Source organism: Nocardia iowensis (genome assembly GCF_019222765.1).
In the GTDB taxonomy this organism is placed as follows: Bacteria; Actinomycetota; Actinomycetes; order Mycobacteriales; family Mycobacteriaceae; genus Nocardia; species Nocardia iowensis.
In genome coordinates this window covers 7852317-7869719 of the sequence record NZ_CP078145.1, presented here as the reverse complement: position 1 = coordinate 7869719, position 17403 = coordinate 7852317, and the positions used below count along the sequence as shown (strand labels likewise).

Below are 17403 nucleotides of genomic sequence, written 5' to 3'. Positions count from 1 at the left end.
TTCACATCGAGTGAAAGGCCGATATCGACACGAGCGACCGTCAGACCCACCGGTTAGGCTTGGGCACCGTGCTGTCAGTTGTGCCAAGCCCCATCACCGTGCGCGCGCCGTCCAAGGTGAACCTCCATCTCGGAGTCGGTGACCTGCGCGCCGATGGGTTTCACGACCTGACAACGGTGTTCCAGGCGCTATCGCTCAGCGACGACCTGGAGATCGCCCCGGCGGGCTCGCTGGCCGTGCGGGTCTCCGGCGAGGGCGCCGCTGAGGTGCCGACCGACCGGACCAACCTGGTGTGGAAGGCGGCCGTCCGGCTCGCGCATCTGGCGGGCCGGGCGCCGCTGGTGGAAATCGCCATCGCCAAGGGCATTCCGGTGGCGGGCGGCATGGCCGGTGGTAGCGCGGATGCCGCCGCGGCGCTGGTCGGCCTCAATGAACTGTGGGATCTGGGGCTCAGCCGCGACGAACTGGTCGCCGTCGCTGCCGAACTCGGCAGCGACGTCCCCTTCGCCCTGCACGGTGGCACCGCGCTCGGCACCGGACGCGGCGAACGGTTGCTCCCGGTGTTGTCCCGCAATACTTTTCACTGGGTGCTCGCGCTGGCAAAGGGCGGGTTGTCCACGCCAGCTGTCTTCGCGGAGCTCGATCGGTTGCGTGCGCACGGCACCCCACCTCGGCTCGGTGAGCCGCAGCAGCTGATGCAGGCGTTGGCCTTCGGCGATCCGAAACAACTCGCCCCGCTGCTCGGCAACGACTTGCAGGCGGCCGCGCTGTCGCTGAAGCCGGAGCTGCGCCGTACTCTGCGTGCCGGTGTCAACGCGGGCGCGCTGGCGGGCCTGGTCTCCGGGTCCGGGCCCACCTGCGCATTCCTGTGCGAGAGTGAGGAATCCGCGGTATCGGTGGCCGCGGAACTGGCCGGCGCGGGGGTGTGCCGCAGCGTCCGAACGGCGAACGGCCCGGTCCCCGGCGCCCGCGTCCTCAGCGGCGAGACCCCCGGCAAGCGGTGATCAGGCGATGACGTCGGCCAGTCGGTCGACCTGCTCGGCATCGCGGCCGTAGCAGTAGAGCATGACTTCGTCGGCGCCCATGTCATCGAATTGTTTGATGGCCGAGCGAATTTCGCCGGGTGTGGTGAGCATCCCGTCGAGCATGTAGTCGGCGCGGCCGCTGAATTCGTAGTAGCCTCCCATCGAGGCGCGCGCATCGTCGATCAGGTCTTGATCGCCGAGTGCGACATTGACCTGGGCGACGATGCGTGGCGCACCAGCGCGGCCGTTGGCCGTCCAGGAACGGCGAACGGTATCGAACAATCCGCTGGCCCAGGACGGTGCGGCGGCGGCGAGAAAGCCACCGCCCCAACGACCTACGCGTTCGAGCGCGGCGGGCTGGAAACCACCGAAGAGCAGTTCGGGGCCTTCGGGACGCAGTGGTGCTGGGCCGATCGGGCCGCAGTCGGTGCTGTACGGCTCGCCGGACCACACGCGCCGCATGATCCGCAGTTGTTCGTCCAGCCGACGGCCGCGGGTGCGGATGTCGGTGCCGGAGGCGAGGTGATCGTCCTCGCGGCCGCCGACGCCGACGCCGAGCACGAAGCGCCCGCCGGACATCCGGTCCAGCGTCGCGGCCTGCTTGGCGAGCAACGCGGGCTCGCGCAGCGGCGCGATCAGCACCTCGGTCTGCACCTTGATGCGGTTCGTGGCGCCGGCGACCAGGGCGAGCGCGACGAGCGGTTCGGGATTGTCGTAGACCAGCCGGTCGAGCAGGCCGAGGGTGCTGAACGGACCGGCATCGGCGCGGCGGGCCCAGTCGAGCAGGACGGTGGAATCGGAAATGGGCAGGCCTAGACCGACGTGCATGGGAGAACCTCCAAGAGGAAAGCGAACTCGATGGCGCCGCCCGTTGACACCTCACTAGATTCCGAGGTGGGGCTCCCATTCTGCGGCTGTACTTCCGGGGAGCGCCTGACTGACTAACTTCGTTCGTAACGAACATCGTTCGTTGATGCCAATTTAGACGAACATCGTTCGTTGCGCAAGTGATGGGCCGGAGCAGGGGGATGTGGGAGCTCAGTACGCTTGCTCAGGGCACGCACGTAGCCCGCCGCCGTAAGGACCGGAAGGATTCATGTCCAACCTGATCAACCTCGAGCAGGTCTCCAAGAGTTTTGGGATCACGCCGCTACTAGAGAACGTATCGATGGGCGTCCACGCGGGCGAGCGCATCGGGGTCGTCGGTCTCAACGGCGGTGGCAAAACCACTCTGCTCGAGGTGCTCACCGGTCTCGAGCCGCCGGACAGCGGGCGGGTCAGCCGCGTCGGCGGCCTGCGACTCGCGGTGGTGACGCAGCGTGGTGTGCTGCCGCCGGGCTCGACCGTGGGTGAGGTCGTGCTGGCCGGGCTGGCCGATGACTCGATGACAGTGGACGTCGCTGAACACGAGTGGGCCGCCAATCCGCGCATTCGCGGCGTCATGGAGGGGATCGGGATCGCCGGGCTCGGCTTGGAGACCTCGATCGACAATCTGTCCGGCGGGGAGCGGCGTCGCGTCGCCCTGGCCGCCGCGCTGGTCCGCGACCTGGATCTGCTCGTGCTCGACGAGCCGACCAACCACCTCGACGTCGAGGGTGTGCAGTGGCTGGCCCAGCATCTGCTCAACCGCCGCAGCGCCCTCGTGGTCGTCACTCACGATCGCTGGTTCCTCGACACCGTCGCCACCAATACCTGGGAGGTCGTCGGCGGCAAGGTCGAAACCTATGAGGGCGGCTACGGCGATTGGATCTTCGCCCGCGCCGAACGCGCCAGGCAGGCCGACGCTTCCGAGGCGCGGCGCGCGAACCTGGCTCGCAAGGAACTCGCCTGGCTGCGCCGTGGGGCGAAGGCTCGTACCGCAAAGCCGCGCTACCGGGTGGAGGCGGCCGAGGCGCTGATCGCCGATGTGCCCGCGCCGCGCGACAGTGTCTCGCTGGCCGCGTTCGCTCGAAAGCGCCTCGGGCGGGTGGTGATCGAGCTCGAGGACGCCACCCTCACCACCCCGGACGGCCGGGAGTTGGTGCGCGACTTGACCTGGCGCCTCGCGCCGGGCGAGCGGGTCGGTCTGGTCGGGGTGAACGGTTCCGGCAAGACGACCCTGCTGCGCACGCTGGCGGGTGAGACCGAGCCCGCTGTGGGCAAGCGGATTCAGGGCCAGACGGTGCAGATCGGTTGGCTGCGCCAGGAACTCGACGATCTGCCGACCGATATGCGGGTGCTGGAAGCGGTTCAGCAGGTCGCGCAGCGAATCATGCTCGGCGACAAGGAGATCTCCGCGGGACAGCTGGCCGAGCGGCTCGGCTTCACCCCGGCCAGGCAGCGCACCCCGGTCGGCGATCTGTCGGGCGGTGAGCGGCGCAGATTGCAACTGACTCGCATCCTGATGGCCGAGCCGAACGTGCTGCTGCTCGACGAGCCGACCAACGATCTGGACATCGACACCCTGCAACAGCTGGAGGACCTGCTCGACAACTGGGCGGGCACCCTGGTCGTCATCAGTCACGACCGCTACCTGATCGAGCGCATCTGTGATTCGACCTGGGCACTGTTCGGCGACGGCAAGCTCACCAACCTGCCCGGCGGTATCGACGAGTACCTGAAAAAGCGCGCCGCACAGGGTGATGTGGCGATTCGCTCGGGCGGCGCCGACGCGAAATCGGCGCCCGTGACCGATGCCGCGGCCCAGCGCGCCGCTCGCAAGGAGCTGTCCAAGCTGGAACGGGCCATCGAGAAGTTCGACGAACGCGAGCAGCGCCTGCACGCGGCGCTGGCCGAGGCTGCCACCGACCCGGACAAGCTGGTCAAGCTGGGTGCCGAGCTCAAGCAGGTGGTCGCGGAAAAGGAAGCCGCCGAGGAACGGTGGATGGAATTGGCGGAGGGTAACTAGTGCCCGGCGGCGCGGTCGTCTTGGATGGTCACCGGTAGGCAGGTCCGCACGAAGTCACCGCCGAATCCGGTGAGTGCCACGCTGCGGTAGATCACCTTGGTGCCGAACCCGGACCGCTTCAAGAGTTCGCGCACCGGCCCCTGTGCCTCCAGCAACTGATAGCGGTGCGGATTGCCCACCGGCTCGCGCAGGTGCTCGACCAGCCCCAACCGGCGCAGGTTGGTCAGGTACTGCTGGATCCGGTTCGGGAAGCGCAGCCCGGCATGCTCGCCCACCAGCGTCAGCATCGACCCGACCCGTTCGGCGCCGAGCGCGCGTGGGCGTCCGGTCCTGATATCGATCGAGGGTTGCGCGCCGTCCAGGTGTAGGAAGCGCAGGATCCGCGCCTCGTCGGGCGTCAGCTCGGCCAGCATGCCCGCGAAGGCCGGATGGTGCTCGTCCTCGCCGTGCGTGCTCGCCGACAATCGCAGCAGCGCCGCGCCCTGCTCGCGCAAGGTGGGAACGGCATGCGCGGCAGGCTCATTCGGGGCTTCCGGAAAGCCGAGCGCCCGGCGCACTCGGTCGCGCACCTCGGATTCGGCCTCGGCCAGCACTTCTCGCGGCGGCACGCCCTGGATGCTGCGCTGCACGACGGTCGAGGTGACGCCGACCGCGGTGCCGACACCCCACGCCGTCACACCGGTCATCGCGGTCCAGGCCACCCGGGCCACGCCGGTGGCAGCGCGCACGCCGGCCACGGGATAGGGCACCCGCGTAGCGGATTCGTCGCGGCGGGCGACCGCGCTGTCCGGCCACCGGGCGATCTCCGTCGACGGCGCGGCGGCCTCGGGGGAGTGCTCGGCGGCCCCGGCATCGTCGCCGGGATCGGATTTCGCTACAGCCATGTCGTCGCCACTCCTGTTCCGAAAATCAGGATATGAGCGTATCCGGCGAACAGGCCCAACACGCCGCCATGGAGAAAAAGCAGCCACTCATCTTGTTTGATGGCCGAGCGCAGCATGTCCACGAAGTCCGGTGGCTTCAGCGCCGCCATCTGCTTGGCGATGTACTGGTTGATGTGCCTGCCCTGGCGGACGTTGAACTCCGGGTCGGCGAAGGCGATCGGGGCGATGGCCATCGCCTCGGCGGTGAAGGTGTCCTGCAGGGTGTCGTAGTCGCGGCTGCCGAGCATGAACTTGACGGCGGGGCGGGCGGGGCCGAGGGCGCGGTCCGCGGCCGGGCGCAGGGTGTCCTCGAGCATCTGGATGGTCCGGTCCGAACGCGGTCCGTTGAGCAGTTCGTCGCCGAGATTGGCGACCGTCATCACCTGACTCGACACCAATTCGGCGTAGCCGTCGGTGATTTCGGACTGGCGTTTGATGAGCAGACCCTGCCGCCACGGGCACCACCACTTCGGGTAGGCGGGCGCGAAGATCATGTTGATGCCGACCCAGTTGACCACCCAGCCGATCACCACGCCGCCGAGCGGCAGCACGACCAGGCTCGACCAACCGGTCAGGTGCAAGATGGCGACCAGCACGGCGCCCATCGGCGCGCCGAAGTAGAAGCCGAAGTTGATCATGAACCGCAGTTCTTTCGCACCGAGCACCTGGAACAAGGTGTTGAGCAGTTGCGGCCGGGCTTGGAAGTAGCGAATCACCATCTGCTTCACATCGAGCAGTTGATCAATATTCGCACCTAATTCATCTGTCAGCTCGCGCAGAATATCCGGTAGTTGCTGACGAACCCGCGCGTGCACCATGTCCCGCACTTGGCTCGGCAGGTTGTACCAGAGCTGTGGATGTTCGCGTTTGAAAATATCTTCGACGATGGTCTGGATCTGTTCGTCGGCGATGCTCGCGAGATGTTCGGCGAGCTTGTCCGGCTCCAGTTCGCGATAGAAGTCCGCGACACTGCCGAGTTTGGCCAGTCCCTTGTCGACCGCGATGCTCGCCATCTTGTCCGCGCGCGACGGAACGATGCCCTGCCAGCCGAATCTGCCGTCGTAGCTGAGTAGCGGAAGCACTTGAATTCGTTTGGGCAGGAAGGGGTACAGCGCGCGAAGTCCGGGTAGTCGGAAGCCATGGAAGGCGATCGGCCGAAACAGCATGAGCACGCCGGTCCAGTTGGTGATGTAACCGATGGCCCCGGTGAAAAGGGGGATTGTCAGAAGCTCGAGGAGGATTGTGGGGTGGATTCCGAACACACTCTCTAACACGACACCCTCCTGCCGATACACCGGTGACCGCCGCCTCACCGGCACCTCAAAGTAGCACCCCATCGGCATCCGGACTCTATTGTGATCAGAGGCACTTGATCCATCCCGGAGCGCGCGGTGCCGCGGTGCCTGGTGCGGAGATATCGGTCACAGTGCTTGTCGGGAATGCCGCATCCGCCGAGCCCGACGGCGAGAATGACCAGCGACACAGGGGGCAGTAATCTGTGGGGCGGATTCGTTCACCTGGCGATATCGGAGTATGACGTGGCAGACGACAGGACCGGACAGGACATCACCCGAGCCGGTTCCCGCGCCGTAGAGCGCAGTTCGGATGTCGAACAGCGGCAGATCAGCAACGAGGCACGGTTGATTCGCGGGGTTTTCCGCGCGGCCGGACTCGCTGCGGGCAGCGTGGTGCGCGGCGGGCAGTGGGCGGTCGGCACCACGTTCGAGGTCACCAAGGAGATCACCCAGGCCGCGCTGGACGGTGAGTCCTCCGCCGATATCGCCGAGCGGACCGGAAATGCGTTGCGCTCCATAGCCCGTAGCGCACTCGGCGTCACCGAGGGCTCGGTCCGCGAGATCGTCAGCTACGTGCCGACGCCGAACGGTCCCGGTCCCAGCGGCGGCGCGCAACAACAGGCGCTTGCCGTCGGCTCCTATCTCCGCTCGGCCAGTACCGATGAGCTGCGCCGTCGCGGCGACGCGCTGCTCGCGCGATCCGCGGATGTCTACTTCACCGAGGACGTGCACCCGGCCTACGACCGCATCCTCGATGAATTGGCTCCCGACGAGGCGCGCATTCTGCGGTTCATGGCGCAGAACGGCCCGCAGCCGTCGGTCGATGTTCGCACCAACCGCCCCCTCGGCATCGGCTCCGAACTGGTGCAGGGCGATCTGACCTCGGTACCCGAGCAGGCCGGCGTCCGCTACCCGGATCGGGCGCGCCCCTACCTGATCAACCTCAACCGGCTCGGCCTGACGCTGATCTCCGACGACCCGGTGGTGCTGAGCCGATACATGGTGCTCGAGGTGCAGCCGTTGGTCGAGGCGGCGCTGAAGAAGGCGGGCCGGGCGCCGAAGATCGTGCGCAAGAGCCTGCGACTCACCGAGTTCGGCGAGGACTTCTGCCGCACCTGCTTCACGCTCGGAAACTAGATTCGCAGTTCTCCGCATCCACCGCCCACAGCGCGGTGTCGACGGTTCCCGTTGCTGCACTGGATCGAAATATCTCCCGAACAGTGATAGCAATCTGATACAAATCTCCCAAATCGTGAAGCCGTAGGGCTTCAGATGGGATTGTTAAGTATGGATCAGGGAACCGGCGGGCAGGGCCGCGGCGACCCGAGTGCGGGTGGTGGCGGGCAGGAGCGGAGACTCGATGATGTCACCGCCATCAGCAGACTGAAGTTCAGATACTTACGCAGCCTCGACACGAAATCCTGGGATGACTTCGCGGACACCATGATTCCCGAGGCGACTGCAACCTACAGCGAATACCTGCAGTTCGAATCGCGCGACGCGTTCCTCGCGTTCATGCGCAACACGCTCGGCCCGCACGTCATCACCGAGCACCGCTGCGACCACCCCGAGATCGACGTCGACGGTGACTCCGCGACCGGCACCTGGTACCTCGCCGACACCGTGCTCATTCCCGGCCACAACATGCTGCTGCGCGGCGCGGCCTTCTATTCGGACGAATATGTGCGCTGCGACGATGGCCGCTGGCGCATTTCGCACACCGGCTACGAACGCACCTACGAAGTGGTGCTCTCGCTCAGCGACCTGCCGAGCCTGCGCCTGACCTCCAGCCGCTGGGGCCTCATCTCCAGAGAAGACGGCATCATCTCCTCCGTCGAACGCAACCCCGGGACCCCGCCGGGACGGCGCGAACCGGAAGCGGGCTGAACCCGGCGGTCCCGATGGCGGTCGGTCAGTCCGCGGTCGCGACCAAGGGCTCCAGGGTCAGCTTCGGGAATTCCTTCTCGATGTACTGCAGCCGCCACTTGTCGCTGAACAGTGCGAGCAGCGCGCCGTCGCTGCGGGTGAACACTTCGACTCCGCGCTGCCTACCGAGTTCGTCGGCCGACGCGGCATCGGTGCGCCTGGCCAGCGTGTAGGGCAGGTGCTCCATCCTGGTCTCGACATTGAACTCGGTCAGCATGCGCGCGGTGACCACCTCGAACTGCATGGGGCCGACGGCCGCGAGCACGGGTGATGCGTCGCCGCGAATGTCATTGCGCAGCACCTGCACAACGCCTTCGGAGTCGAGTTGGTCGATGGCCTTGCGGAACTGCTTGTACTTGCCCGCGCTCTCCGCTCGCAGCACCGAAAAATGCTCCGGCGCGAAGGACGGGATCGGCGGGAACTCCACCTTCTTGTCCACGAACAGCGTGTGACCCGGCGCCAGCGCCGTCGCGTTCACCAGGCCCACCACGTCGCCGGGGTAGGCCGTGTCGACGGTGTTGCGTTCCCGGCCGAACACGGTCAGCGCGTACTTCGTCGCGAACGGGCGGCCGGTCTGCGCGTGCGTGACCACCATGCCGCGCTCGAACTCGCCCGAGACGATCCGCATGAAGGCCAGCCGGTCCCGGTGTGCGGCATCCATGCCCGCCTGCACCTTGAATACCACCGCGCTGAACGGCTCGGTGATCTCGCGCGCACCGCCGTGCACATCGGGCCGCGGGCCGGGCGGGGGCGCCAGCGCGACCAGCGCCTCCAGCAGCTGCCGCACCCCGAAGTTCAGCATCGCCGAGGCGTAGATGACCGGCGAGGTCTGCCCCGCGAGGAACATTTCCTGATCGTGGTCCTGGCCGGTGGCCGAGAGCAGCTCGCTTTCCTCGACCGCGGTCGTCCACGCCTCGCCCTCGCGCGCCTCGGCCTGCGCCGGGGTCAGCGACTCCTCCGGTGCGATGGTCGCGCCACCGGCGGTGCGGGTGAAATGGATGTATTCGAGCGGGGCGCCGTCTGCGCCGCGGCGCAGCAGGCCGCGGAAATCGCCCGCGATGCCGACCGGGAGGAACAGCGGGGTCGGCGTGAGGCCGATCCGTTCGTTGATCTCGTCGAGCAGTTCCAGCGGCGCCTGGCCGGGCCGGTCCCACTTGTTGATCACGGTGATCACCGGGATGCCCCGGTGGCGACACACCTGGAACAGCTTGAGCGTCTGCGGCTCCAGGCCCTTCGCGGCGTCGATCAGCATCACCGCGGCATCGACAGCGGTGAGCACCCGGTAGGTGTCCTCGGAGAAATCGGAGTGGCCGGGGGTATCGACGAGGTTGATCACGCTGTCGACCTCGGCGCCCTCGGCGCGGTAATTGAACTGCAGCGCGGTCGAACTGACCGAGATGCCGCGCGCCTTCTCCATCTCCATCCAGTCCGAGACGGTGGAGCGGCGTCCGGCCTTACCGTGGATCGCGCCCGCCTCGGAGATCATCCTGGCGTGCAGCGCGAGCGCCTCGGTGAGCGTCGACTTGCCCGCATCGGGGTGCGAGATCACCGCGAACGTGCGCCGTCGGGAAACCTCGGCGGGCAGTCCCTCAGGGGAGGCGGTCAACGGAACAACCTTTCACAGACGACCGATCGGCAACCGCTCTAATCTACGCGATCGGCATAACCGCGACACCACGCCTGCCTGGCCACCCGATTCCAACCGTGCATAACCATTGCGGTATGGTGTCCGGGTTGTCTCGGCGAGGGTGACCGCAGACCAGATTTGCGTTCACCGTGATCGACGCGGCTCGGCTTCCGGCCGTCCTCGTTCGTTCTTCGCCCGACGAGTAGACCAACCAGCCAGGGCGGATACAGACCCTGGCGCACTGTTGACAGCCCGGAACAGCCGTAGGGAGTAGATCCAGTCATGTCCGACGCCAACCTTCTCGAAGCCGCCGTCCGCACCGAGTTCGGTAAGGGTGCCGCCCGCCGTACCCGTCGGGCCGGCAACGTTCCCGCCGTACTGTACGGCCACCAGGCCGACCCGCAGCACCTCTCGGTCGACGCGCGGGCCTTCTCCGCCATCCTGCGCGAGCACGGCACCAACGCGGTGCTGAACCTCGTCATCGACGGCAAGAAGCAGCTCGCGCTGACCAAATCCGTTGTCGTGCACCCGATTCGCCGCTACATCGAGCACGCCGACCTGCTCATCATCAAGAAGGGCGAGAAGGTCACCGCCGATGTGAACGTCATCATCACCGGCGACGCCGCCCCCGGCACCCTGGTCACCCAGGACGCCACCACCATCTCCATCGAGTCCGACGCGATGAACATCCCCGAGTCCATCGAGGTCTCGGTCGAGGGCGTCGAGGCAGGCACCCAGATCAACGCGGGCGAGCTCGAGCTGCCCAAGGGTGTCACCCTGATCGTCGATCCGGAGACCCTGATCGTCAACGTCATCGCCGCCCCGCAGTCCGAGGCCGAGGTCGAGGAAGCCGCCGAGGCCGCCGAAGCCGCCGCCGAGGCCGCGAGCGCCGAGTAAGAACATCGGAATCGGTTAGTAGATGACCGAATCCACGACCGGGCCCGCGCTCGTGGTCGGACTGGGAAACCCAGGACCCGAATACGAGCGCACCCGGCACAACGTGGGGTTTTTGGTCGCCGACGTGCTGGCGCAGCGCGTCGGCGGCCGTTTTGCCGTGCACAAGAAGTCCGGCGCCGACCTGCTGCAGGCCCGCCTCGACGGCCGCCAGGTGCTGATCGCCAAACCACGGACGTTCATGAATCTGTCCGGCCGCCCGGTCGCCGCGCTGGCGAAATTCTTCTCCGTGCCGCCCACCGAGGTGATCGTCGTGCACGACGAGCTCGACCTGCCCTTCGGCGAGATCCGGCTCAAGCGGGGCGGCGGCGAGGGCGGCCACAATGGGCTTCGCTCCATATCGAGCGCCATGACCACCAAGGACTACCTGCGCACCCGCATCGGCATCGGCAGGCCGCCCGGTCGGCAAGACCCGGCCGACTACGTGCTCAAGCCGTTCGCGGCGCCGGAGCGCAAGGAAGTGCCGGTGATCGTCGAGCAGGCCGCCGACGCCGTCGAGCTGTTGCTCCGCGTCGGCTTGGAAACCGCGCAGAACCAAGTGCATTGACTTGCTGCGTGGCGAATTCGCCACGCAGTCAGTGACTCCGAGTTGCGGCGCGGACTCCGCGTTGCCGCGCCGCCGAGCAGGTCAGCCGCGCGGCAGATGGACGGCCGTCGCCGCGCGCCGCAGCTTGCCCGAGGAGGTCTTCGGCAGCGCGCCGGGGCCGAGCACGGCGACGGTGCGCGGCCTGGCGCCCACCTCCGAGAACACCGCGTGCACGATCTCGCGCTCGATCCGCTTGACCGCGTCGGCGTTCTGGTAGTCGTTGCTCTCCACCACCACGGCGAAACTTTCCCGCTTCTGCCCGGCATCCAGGCGCACGGCCACCGCGTTGCCCGGCCGCACCCCGGTCACCCTGGTGGCGGCGCGTTCGATGTCGGTGGGATAGATATTGCGGCCGCCCATGATGATGACGTCCTTGATCCGGCCGCACACCACGATCAGGCCCTCGTCGGTGAAGTAGCCGATGTCGCCGGTGTCGAGCCAGCCCGAGGCGTCCTGGGCCGGGCGGAATCCGTCGACTGTGACGTAGCCGGAAGTGACTGCCGGACCACGTAATTCGATGACGCCGACGGAGCGGGTCGGCAGCACCTGGCGTTCCGCGTCCACGACGCGGCCCTCCAGGTGATCGACCAGGTAACCGAGCGTGGGCAGCCTGCGGATATTGCCGTGATGCCCGTGCTCGTCGGACACCGGGACGGCCTTGCCGATCGCCTCGAGCAGGTCGGCGTCGACCACATCGAGCACCTGGCCGAGGCCGGGATCGGGAATCGACACGGCCAGCGTGGTTTCCGCCATGCCGTAGACGGGGGTGAGCGCCATCGGGCTGAGCCCGAACCGCTTTCCGGCCGCGGCCAGCGCGTCCATGGTGTCCGGGTCGACCGGCTCCGCGCCGTTCCACATGTAGCGGACGCTACTCAGGTCGAATGCGCCGTCGTCGGCCTGCCGCAGTCGGCGAGCCAGCAGGGAGTACGCGAAATTGGGTGCGGCGGTGACTGTTCCGCGGTACTTGGCGATCAACTCCGCCCATAACAGTGGCCGCATCAGGAAGTCGAGCGGCGTCACGCACACCACCTCGGCACCGAATTGCATGGGGACGCTGAGGAACCCGACCATGCCCATGTCATGGAACAGCGGCAGCCAGCTGACCATCACGTCGTCGTCGAGCTGGAATTTGACTCGATCGAACATGGCGTAGGCGTTGACGAAGAAGTTGCCGTGCGTGATCCGCACCGCCTTGGGCGACCCGGTCGAGCCGGAAGTCAACTGCTGCAAGGCGATATCGTCCTCGGTCGTCGGCACCGGATCGGTGTCCGCGCCGTCGCGCAGCTGGTCGATGCGCACCACCGTGATGCCGCGCTCGCGCAGCAGCGGCTCGGCCGCCTCGAACGGGGCGCCGAGCACCACCGCACGTGCCTCGATCATGGTCAGCACGGTCTCGGTATCGCGGGCCCAGACGACCAGATCGGTGCGCGGGGTCGGCTGGTGCAGCATGGTGATCGACGCGCCGCGCATCCAGATGGCCTGGCAGGCGGGTGCGATGTCGACCGGCATGCCCGCGAGCACACCGACAGCGTCACCGTGTCCGATGCCTGCCGCGGCGAGCCCACCCGCCATCCGGCGAGCGATCCGATGGATCTCCCCCCAGGTCTGGCGCAGGGGCGCGTCCGGCTCACCGGTCACCAGCCCCCGGGTCGACGCCTGCGCCGTCGCATACATCTCGTCGGTGAACCTGCTCAACGTCAACTCCCTCATCACCAGCTTCTGGCCGCCTACCGACCTGCAACCAACTATCCCGCCATTCCCGTGTGGCGTTAACCCCTTTCCAGCGTGTCCGCGTTTGCTGGAGTGTCGCGGGTAACGAAATCGAGGGGTCAGTTCCGCGTCGTCGGCGCGGGAAAGGTGGCCGCGTAGTGATCGACGTAGTGGCGGCCGGAGCGGGCGGCGATTTCCCGCATCAGCTCATCGGTCGCGGTCCGCGCGGCGACGTGGTGGTCGTCGCGATGGTGCTCGGCGGGCAGGTAATAGCGCGGTGCGCCGAAGCTGATCCGGACCTTGCCGAAGCGGGGCAGTCGGCGGCCGCGGGGGTTGACGCGGTCGGTGCCGGAGAGCACCACCGGAATCACCGGGGCGCCGGTCGCCATCGCGACGCGCAGGGTGCCGGTGCGGCCGCGATAGATCCGACCGTCCGGCGACCGGGTGCCCTCGGGATGGATGGCCCAGATGCCGCCGTCCTCGAGAATGCGGGTGGCGGCGGCGAGTGCGTCGGCCGCGGCGCTGCCGCCGGTCCGGTCGACCGGCACCTGGCCGGTCGCCGAGAAGAACCACCGCTTGAACCGTCCGCGCGGACCGGTCCCGGTGAAGTACTCCTGCTTGGCCAGGAAGGTGACCTGCCGCGGCAGCACGAGCGCCAGGTACAGCGAGTCGATCACCGCGAGGTGATTGGCCGCGACGATCACCGGCCCGGTCCGCGGAACATGATGCAGCCCTTCGACTTCGGGTCTACCCAGCACCCGCAACAGGGGACCGAGCAACACGTACTTGAAGAGCCGATACCACACGCAAACCTCCCGAAAAGAATCTGTAGACACTGTCTACAGCATTGAGGTAGACAGTGTCTACGCCCAGTGTGAGGAGATTCGATGGTCGTCGTAGACAATGTCCGCATGGTCGCGAACGAACCACTGCGGGAACGGCTGGTCGGTGCGGGCGTCGACCTGCTCGAAGAGGTCGGTGCGGCGCAATTGGGACTTCGCGCCATCACCCGGGCCGCCGGTGTCTCACATGGGGCACCGCGCAGGCACTTCCCGACACACCGAGCGTTGCTCGCGGCCATTGCGGCGCGTGGGTTCGCCGATCTGATCGACCGCTTCGCGGCGGCCGACCCAACCCCGGCGACCGCGCGAGAACGGCTGGCGCGCATGAGCGTCGAGTATGTCGAGTTCGCCGGCGAACGGCCGGAGATGTTCACCCTGATGTTTCGGCACGACCTGCTCGAGGGCTCGGGCGAGAATCTGCGCGCGACCACGCTGCCACTGTTCGAGCGGTTCGCGGCGTTGGTGGACGAGGCCGCTGAGAGCGCTTGCGAGTCGCGCAGGCGCGAGGCCGCTGAGAGCGCTTGCGAGCCGCGCAGGCGCGAGGCCGCGCACGGCGGAGCTGTCAGCGCGGCGGAGCGTGCGATCGCGCTGTGGACGAATCTGCACGGCATAGCCGCGCTGCGAGCGAACCGCAGCCTGCGGCTCGTCGGCCCCGCCACCGATACTCGCGCGCTGGTCGACCGGGCGCTCGAACTCCATCTGGCCTGAAAGGTATTGCCTACCGGCCGATCACGAATCGGCTGCGGCGCTCACTACAGCGCGGCGACAGCTGCGACGAACCGGTCCAACTCATCGAAGCTGACGAAGCAATGCGGCGCGGCGCGGACCACGGATTTCAGCCCGCGGCCGGTCATGTCCAGCAGGGTGGACCCGGCGTGGCTCACGGTCACCGTGATGTTCTGCTCGGCGAGCAGATCGCGCACCGCAACCGAATCGAGGCCGTCGACGGTGAACGACACGATGCCGCTGTGCCGAATGCCGATGTCGCGCACCGTCACTCCGGGAATCTCGGGAAGCGCTTTGCGCAGGTGCTCGGCGCGCGCCGCGACCGCGTTGTAGACGTTCTCCTGGCCGAGTTCGAGCAGGTATCGCACGGCCGCGCCGAGGCCGAGCCGCCCGGCCACATCGCATTCCCAGAACTCGAAGCGGCTGGCGTCGGCCGCGACCTGGTATTCGTCCGGACCGGTCCAGGCGGCGCTGTGCAGGTCGAGCCGGGCGGGCTCGATGGCTTCCACCAATTCCGGCCGGACGTAGAGGAATCCGGTGCCGCGCGGGCCGCGCAACCACTTGCGGCCGGTGGCGGAGAGCGCGTCGACATCCAGCTCGGCCACGTCGATGGGCAGCTGCCCGGTCGACTGACATGCGTCGAGCAACACCAGCGCACCCACCGAATGCGCGATCCTGGTGGCCTCGGCGGCCGGGTTGACCAGGCCGCCGTTGGTCGGTACATGCAGCACCGAGACCAGCTTGACCCGCTCGTCGACCAGCGCCGCGAGCGCGTCCAGGTCGAGCTGCCCGCTGCTGTCGCTCGGAATCCGCTCCACCGTGGCTCCGGTGGCGCGGGCCCGTTGCATGGCCGCGATCGCGTTGCTCGCGTAGTCGGCCTCGGAGATCAGGATGCGGTCGCCCGCGGTCAGCGGAATCGAATAGAAGAAGTCGGCCCATGACCGGGTCGCGCTGTCGCTCAACGCGATACTGGACGGTGCCGCGTTGATGAGCGTGCCGATCGCGGTCTTCACCGCGGCGAGATCGTCGAGGCGTTCGTTGGCGGCGCGGTAGCCGCCGACTTCGGCTTCGCGCCGCAGGTGGTCGATGACGGTGTCCAGGACTACCCGCGGGGGCAGCGACGAACCGGCACTGTCGAGGAAAACCACGCCTGGCTCGGAACCTGACGCGCAACCAGGAGTGTCGGCTCGGACACGATCTTCATCCAGCATGATTCCGACCCTAACGGGTGGTCTCGAGCGGAGTTCGTCCCCAGTCGGCGCCCGGCCGCAGCCCCGATCCAATCCCCAGTTCGGCTTCTTGTCGGTTTCTTGTCGGTCCCCCTCGCTACCCTGGATGGATCGCCGCGAGCGGAACACGGAACGGCAACGTGGCGATAACGGATCGACGGCGGACACGAAACCACAGCGACTCGGACTCACGGTGGAGGTTGGTATGGCGGTCACGCTGGAACAGTCGGAGTTGGTCAGCCGCGTTATTCACGATGGGGAGCTGGGCTCGCGAGCCGCGGCAGAGGCGTATATCGGCGGTGTCTGCTTCAAGCAGGGCCCACCTACGCTGATCGGCGCCGAACTCGAGTGGCTCACCGTGCAGGGTGAGTGTTCGGCGTCAGGCCCCTCGGCCGCCCCGCGTCCGCAATTGACTGCTCTCGCGGATGCCCTCGGACCCTATGCACCACGGTCCATCGCCCCCGACTCCGCGGAACTCGCGTTACCAGGGGGCAGCCGGGTCACCATCGAACCCGGCGGTCAGATCGAACTATCCAGCGCACCGTTCGCTGATGCCGCGCAGCTGTGTACCTCGCTCCGCGACGATGCCCGCCGCTTGCGGGAACTTCTCGAATCCCGGTCCATCCGAACCGTTTCCGTCGCCGCCGACGCGGATCGCCGCCCCAAGCGGCTGCTCCAGCTGCCGCGCTACCGGGCCATGGAACAGACCTTCGGCGGCATCGGCCCGTTCGGCAAGCTGATGATGTGCAATACCGCGGCCACGCAGGTCAGCCTCGACGCGGGAGCCGACCGCGCCGACGTCGCCGCCCGCTGGACCGCGCTCTACGCCATCGGCCCCGCGCTGCTGGCCGCCTTCGCCTGTTCGCCCGCGTTGCGCGGCGCTCCGGTCGGCGACTGGGCATCGCAGCGGATGCGAGCCTGGTTGCGACTCGACAATGCCAGGACCCGGCCGCCGCTGATGGACTGGGCGGATCCCATCCGCGGGTACAGCAGGTGGGCGCTCGACGTGCCGCTGCTGTGTGTCCGAAGACCGGACGAAACCGGTGGCCCGGACCTGCCTGGTCGCGGTGTCGACTCGGCCTGGTCCCCACCGCCGGGTGCGACCTTCGCGGACTGGCTGTCCGGCGCGCTGGACGACGAAGTCGGCCGCAGGCCCGACCGAAATGACCTCGACTATCACCTGACCACGTTGTTCCCGCCGGTGCGTGCGTCCGGTTACCTCGAGGTCCGCTATCTCGACGCGCAGCCCGGCGACAGCTGGACGGTGCCGATCCACGTCCTCGACGCGCTCATGTCCAGCCGCGCCGTGGTGGCCGAGGCGACCGAGGTCGCCGCGCCACTGGCCGGTCATTGGCTCGATGCCGCCCGTTATGGGTTGGCGGACCTGGACATCAGGTCGGTAGCGGTCGAACTGCTCGACCTGGCCGCCGCCCACGCGGCGAGCGCCGAGGCGGGACGCGAGATCGAATCCGCCGCCGAGCGATGTCGTGGCGGACGAAGTCCCGCGGCGGTGTCCGCGGCGACCGGTGCCGGGGCGGGCGGGCCCGGAGTCGTTTCGTGAGCAGGCCGATCGATCGGCACTGTACGGGCAGAGCGCTGCTACGTCGCCGATCCGGCATTGACGGCGTACCCATACGCGCCGCAGTCGACAGGAATCAACCCCGGAGAGCTAT

At 67.7% G+C, this 17403-nt stretch carries 15 protein-coding genes; 8 read left to right on the top strand and 7 right to left on the bottom strand.

The window, feature by feature from the left end; genetic code table 11:
• Positions 1–68: 68 nt before the first annotated feature.
• Complete coding sequence (locus tag KV110_RS36325; protein WP_218471651.1) at positions 69–1004, top strand: 4-(cytidine 5'-diphospho)-2-C-methyl-D-erythritol kinase; 936 nt, start codon at positions 69–71, stop codon at positions 1002–1004.
• Here the strand turns inward: KV110_RS36325 and KV110_RS36320 are convergent, their stop codons facing one another.
• Positions 1005–1853: an LLM class flavin-dependent oxidoreductase gene (locus tag KV110_RS36320; RefSeq protein ID WP_218471650.1), complete on the bottom strand. Its 849-nt coding sequence runs from the start codon at positions 1851–1853 to the stop codon at positions 1005–1007. It abuts the gene before it with no gap.
• A gap of 268 nt (positions 1854–2121) precedes the next feature.
• Between KV110_RS36320 and KV110_RS36315 the strand changes: the two genes are divergently transcribed.
• Positions 2122–3912 (top strand): ABC-F family ATP-binding cassette domain-containing protein, encoded by a 1791-nt coding sequence (locus KV110_RS36315; protein WP_218471649.1) that lies wholly within the window; start codon positions 2122–2124, stop codon positions 3910–3912.
• Here KV110_RS36315 and KV110_RS36310 read toward each other — a convergent pair.
• Complete coding sequence (locus tag KV110_RS36310) at positions 3909–4796, bottom strand: Abi-alpha family protein (RefSeq protein ID WP_218471648.1); 888 nt, start codon at positions 4794–4796, stop codon at positions 3909–3911. The genes KV110_RS36315 and KV110_RS36310 overlap by 4 nt on opposite strands.
• Positions 4787–6109, bottom strand: coding sequence for a DUF445 domain-containing protein (locus KV110_RS36305; RefSeq protein WP_246634185.1), 1323 nt, complete (start codon positions 6107–6109; stop codon positions 4787–4789). The genes KV110_RS36310 and KV110_RS36305 overlap by 10 nt, the downstream gene beginning before the upstream one ends.
• Positions 6110–6373: 264 nt before the next feature.
• On the opposite strand from KV110_RS36305, the gene KV110_RS41710 reads away from it, so the two are divergent.
• Both KV110_RS41710 and KV110_RS36295 read left to right on the top strand, forming a co-directional pair.
• Complete coding sequence (locus KV110_RS41710; RefSeq protein ID WP_246634184.1) at positions 6374–7267, top strand: Abi-alpha family protein; 894 nt, start codon at positions 6374–6376, stop codon at positions 7265–7267.
• A gap of 150 nt (positions 7268–7417) precedes the next feature.
• On the top strand, positions 7418–8017 hold the full coding sequence (locus KV110_RS36295; protein ID WP_218471647.1) for a nuclear transport factor 2 family protein: 600 nt from the start codon (positions 7418–7420) through the stop codon (positions 8015–8017).
• Positions 8018–8042: 25 nt separating this feature from the next.
• Here KV110_RS36295 and KV110_RS36290 read toward each other — a convergent pair whose 3' ends face one another.
• Positions 8043–9662 (bottom strand): peptide chain release factor 3, encoded by a 1620-nt coding sequence (locus tag KV110_RS36290; protein ID WP_218471646.1) that lies wholly within the window; start codon positions 9660–9662, stop codon positions 8043–8045.
• 303 nt (positions 9663–9965) lie between these two features.
• On the opposite strand from KV110_RS36290, the gene KV110_RS36285 reads away from it, so the two are divergent.
• Positions 9966–10580, top strand: a complete 615-nt coding sequence (locus KV110_RS36285) for a 50S ribosomal protein L25/general stress protein Ctc (protein WP_218471645.1) — start codon at positions 9966–9968, stop codon at positions 10578–10580.
• Positions 10581–10602: 22 nt separating this feature from the next.
• Complete coding sequence (pth, locus tag KV110_RS36280; RefSeq protein WP_218471644.1) at positions 10603–11184, top strand: aminoacyl-tRNA hydrolase; 582 nt, start codon at positions 10603–10605, stop codon at positions 11182–11184.
• An 81-nt stretch (positions 11185–11265) separates the two neighbouring features.
• On the opposite strand, the gene KV110_RS36275 is transcribed toward pth, so the two are convergent.
• Together KV110_RS36275 and KV110_RS36270 are read right to left on the bottom strand one after the other, a co-directional pair.
• Positions 11266–12918 (bottom strand): fatty acyl-AMP ligase, encoded by a 1653-nt coding sequence (locus tag KV110_RS36275; protein ID WP_218479319.1) that lies wholly within the window; start codon positions 12916–12918, stop codon positions 11266–11268.
• A gap of 134 nt (positions 12919–13052) precedes the next feature.
• A complete protein-coding gene (locus KV110_RS36270) occupies positions 13053–13739 on the bottom strand; it encodes a lysophospholipid acyltransferase family protein (RefSeq protein ID WP_218471643.1) in 687 nt (228 codons plus the stop codon).
• An 81-nt stretch (positions 13740–13820) separates the two neighbouring features.
• Between KV110_RS36270 and KV110_RS36265 the strand changes: the two genes are divergently transcribed.
• A complete protein-coding gene (locus KV110_RS36265; protein WP_246634183.1) occupies positions 13821–14483 on the top strand; it encodes a TetR/AcrR family transcriptional regulator in 663 nt (220 codons plus the stop codon).
• A gap of 44 nt (positions 14484–14527) precedes the next feature.
• Here the strand turns inward: KV110_RS36265 and KV110_RS36260 are convergent, their stop codons facing one another.
• Entirely contained in the window at positions 14528–15712 is a 1185-nt protein-coding gene (locus KV110_RS36260; protein WP_218471642.1) for an aminotransferase class V-fold PLP-dependent enzyme, read from the bottom strand.
• A gap of 223 nt (positions 15713–15935) precedes the next feature.
• On the opposite strand from KV110_RS36260, the gene egtA reads away from it, so the two are divergent.
• Positions 15936–17291, top strand: a complete 1356-nt coding sequence (gene egtA, locus KV110_RS36255) for an ergothioneine biosynthesis glutamate--cysteine ligase EgtA (RefSeq protein WP_218471641.1) — start codon at positions 15936–15938, stop codon at positions 17289–17291.
• Positions 17292–17403: the final 112 nt, after the last annotated feature.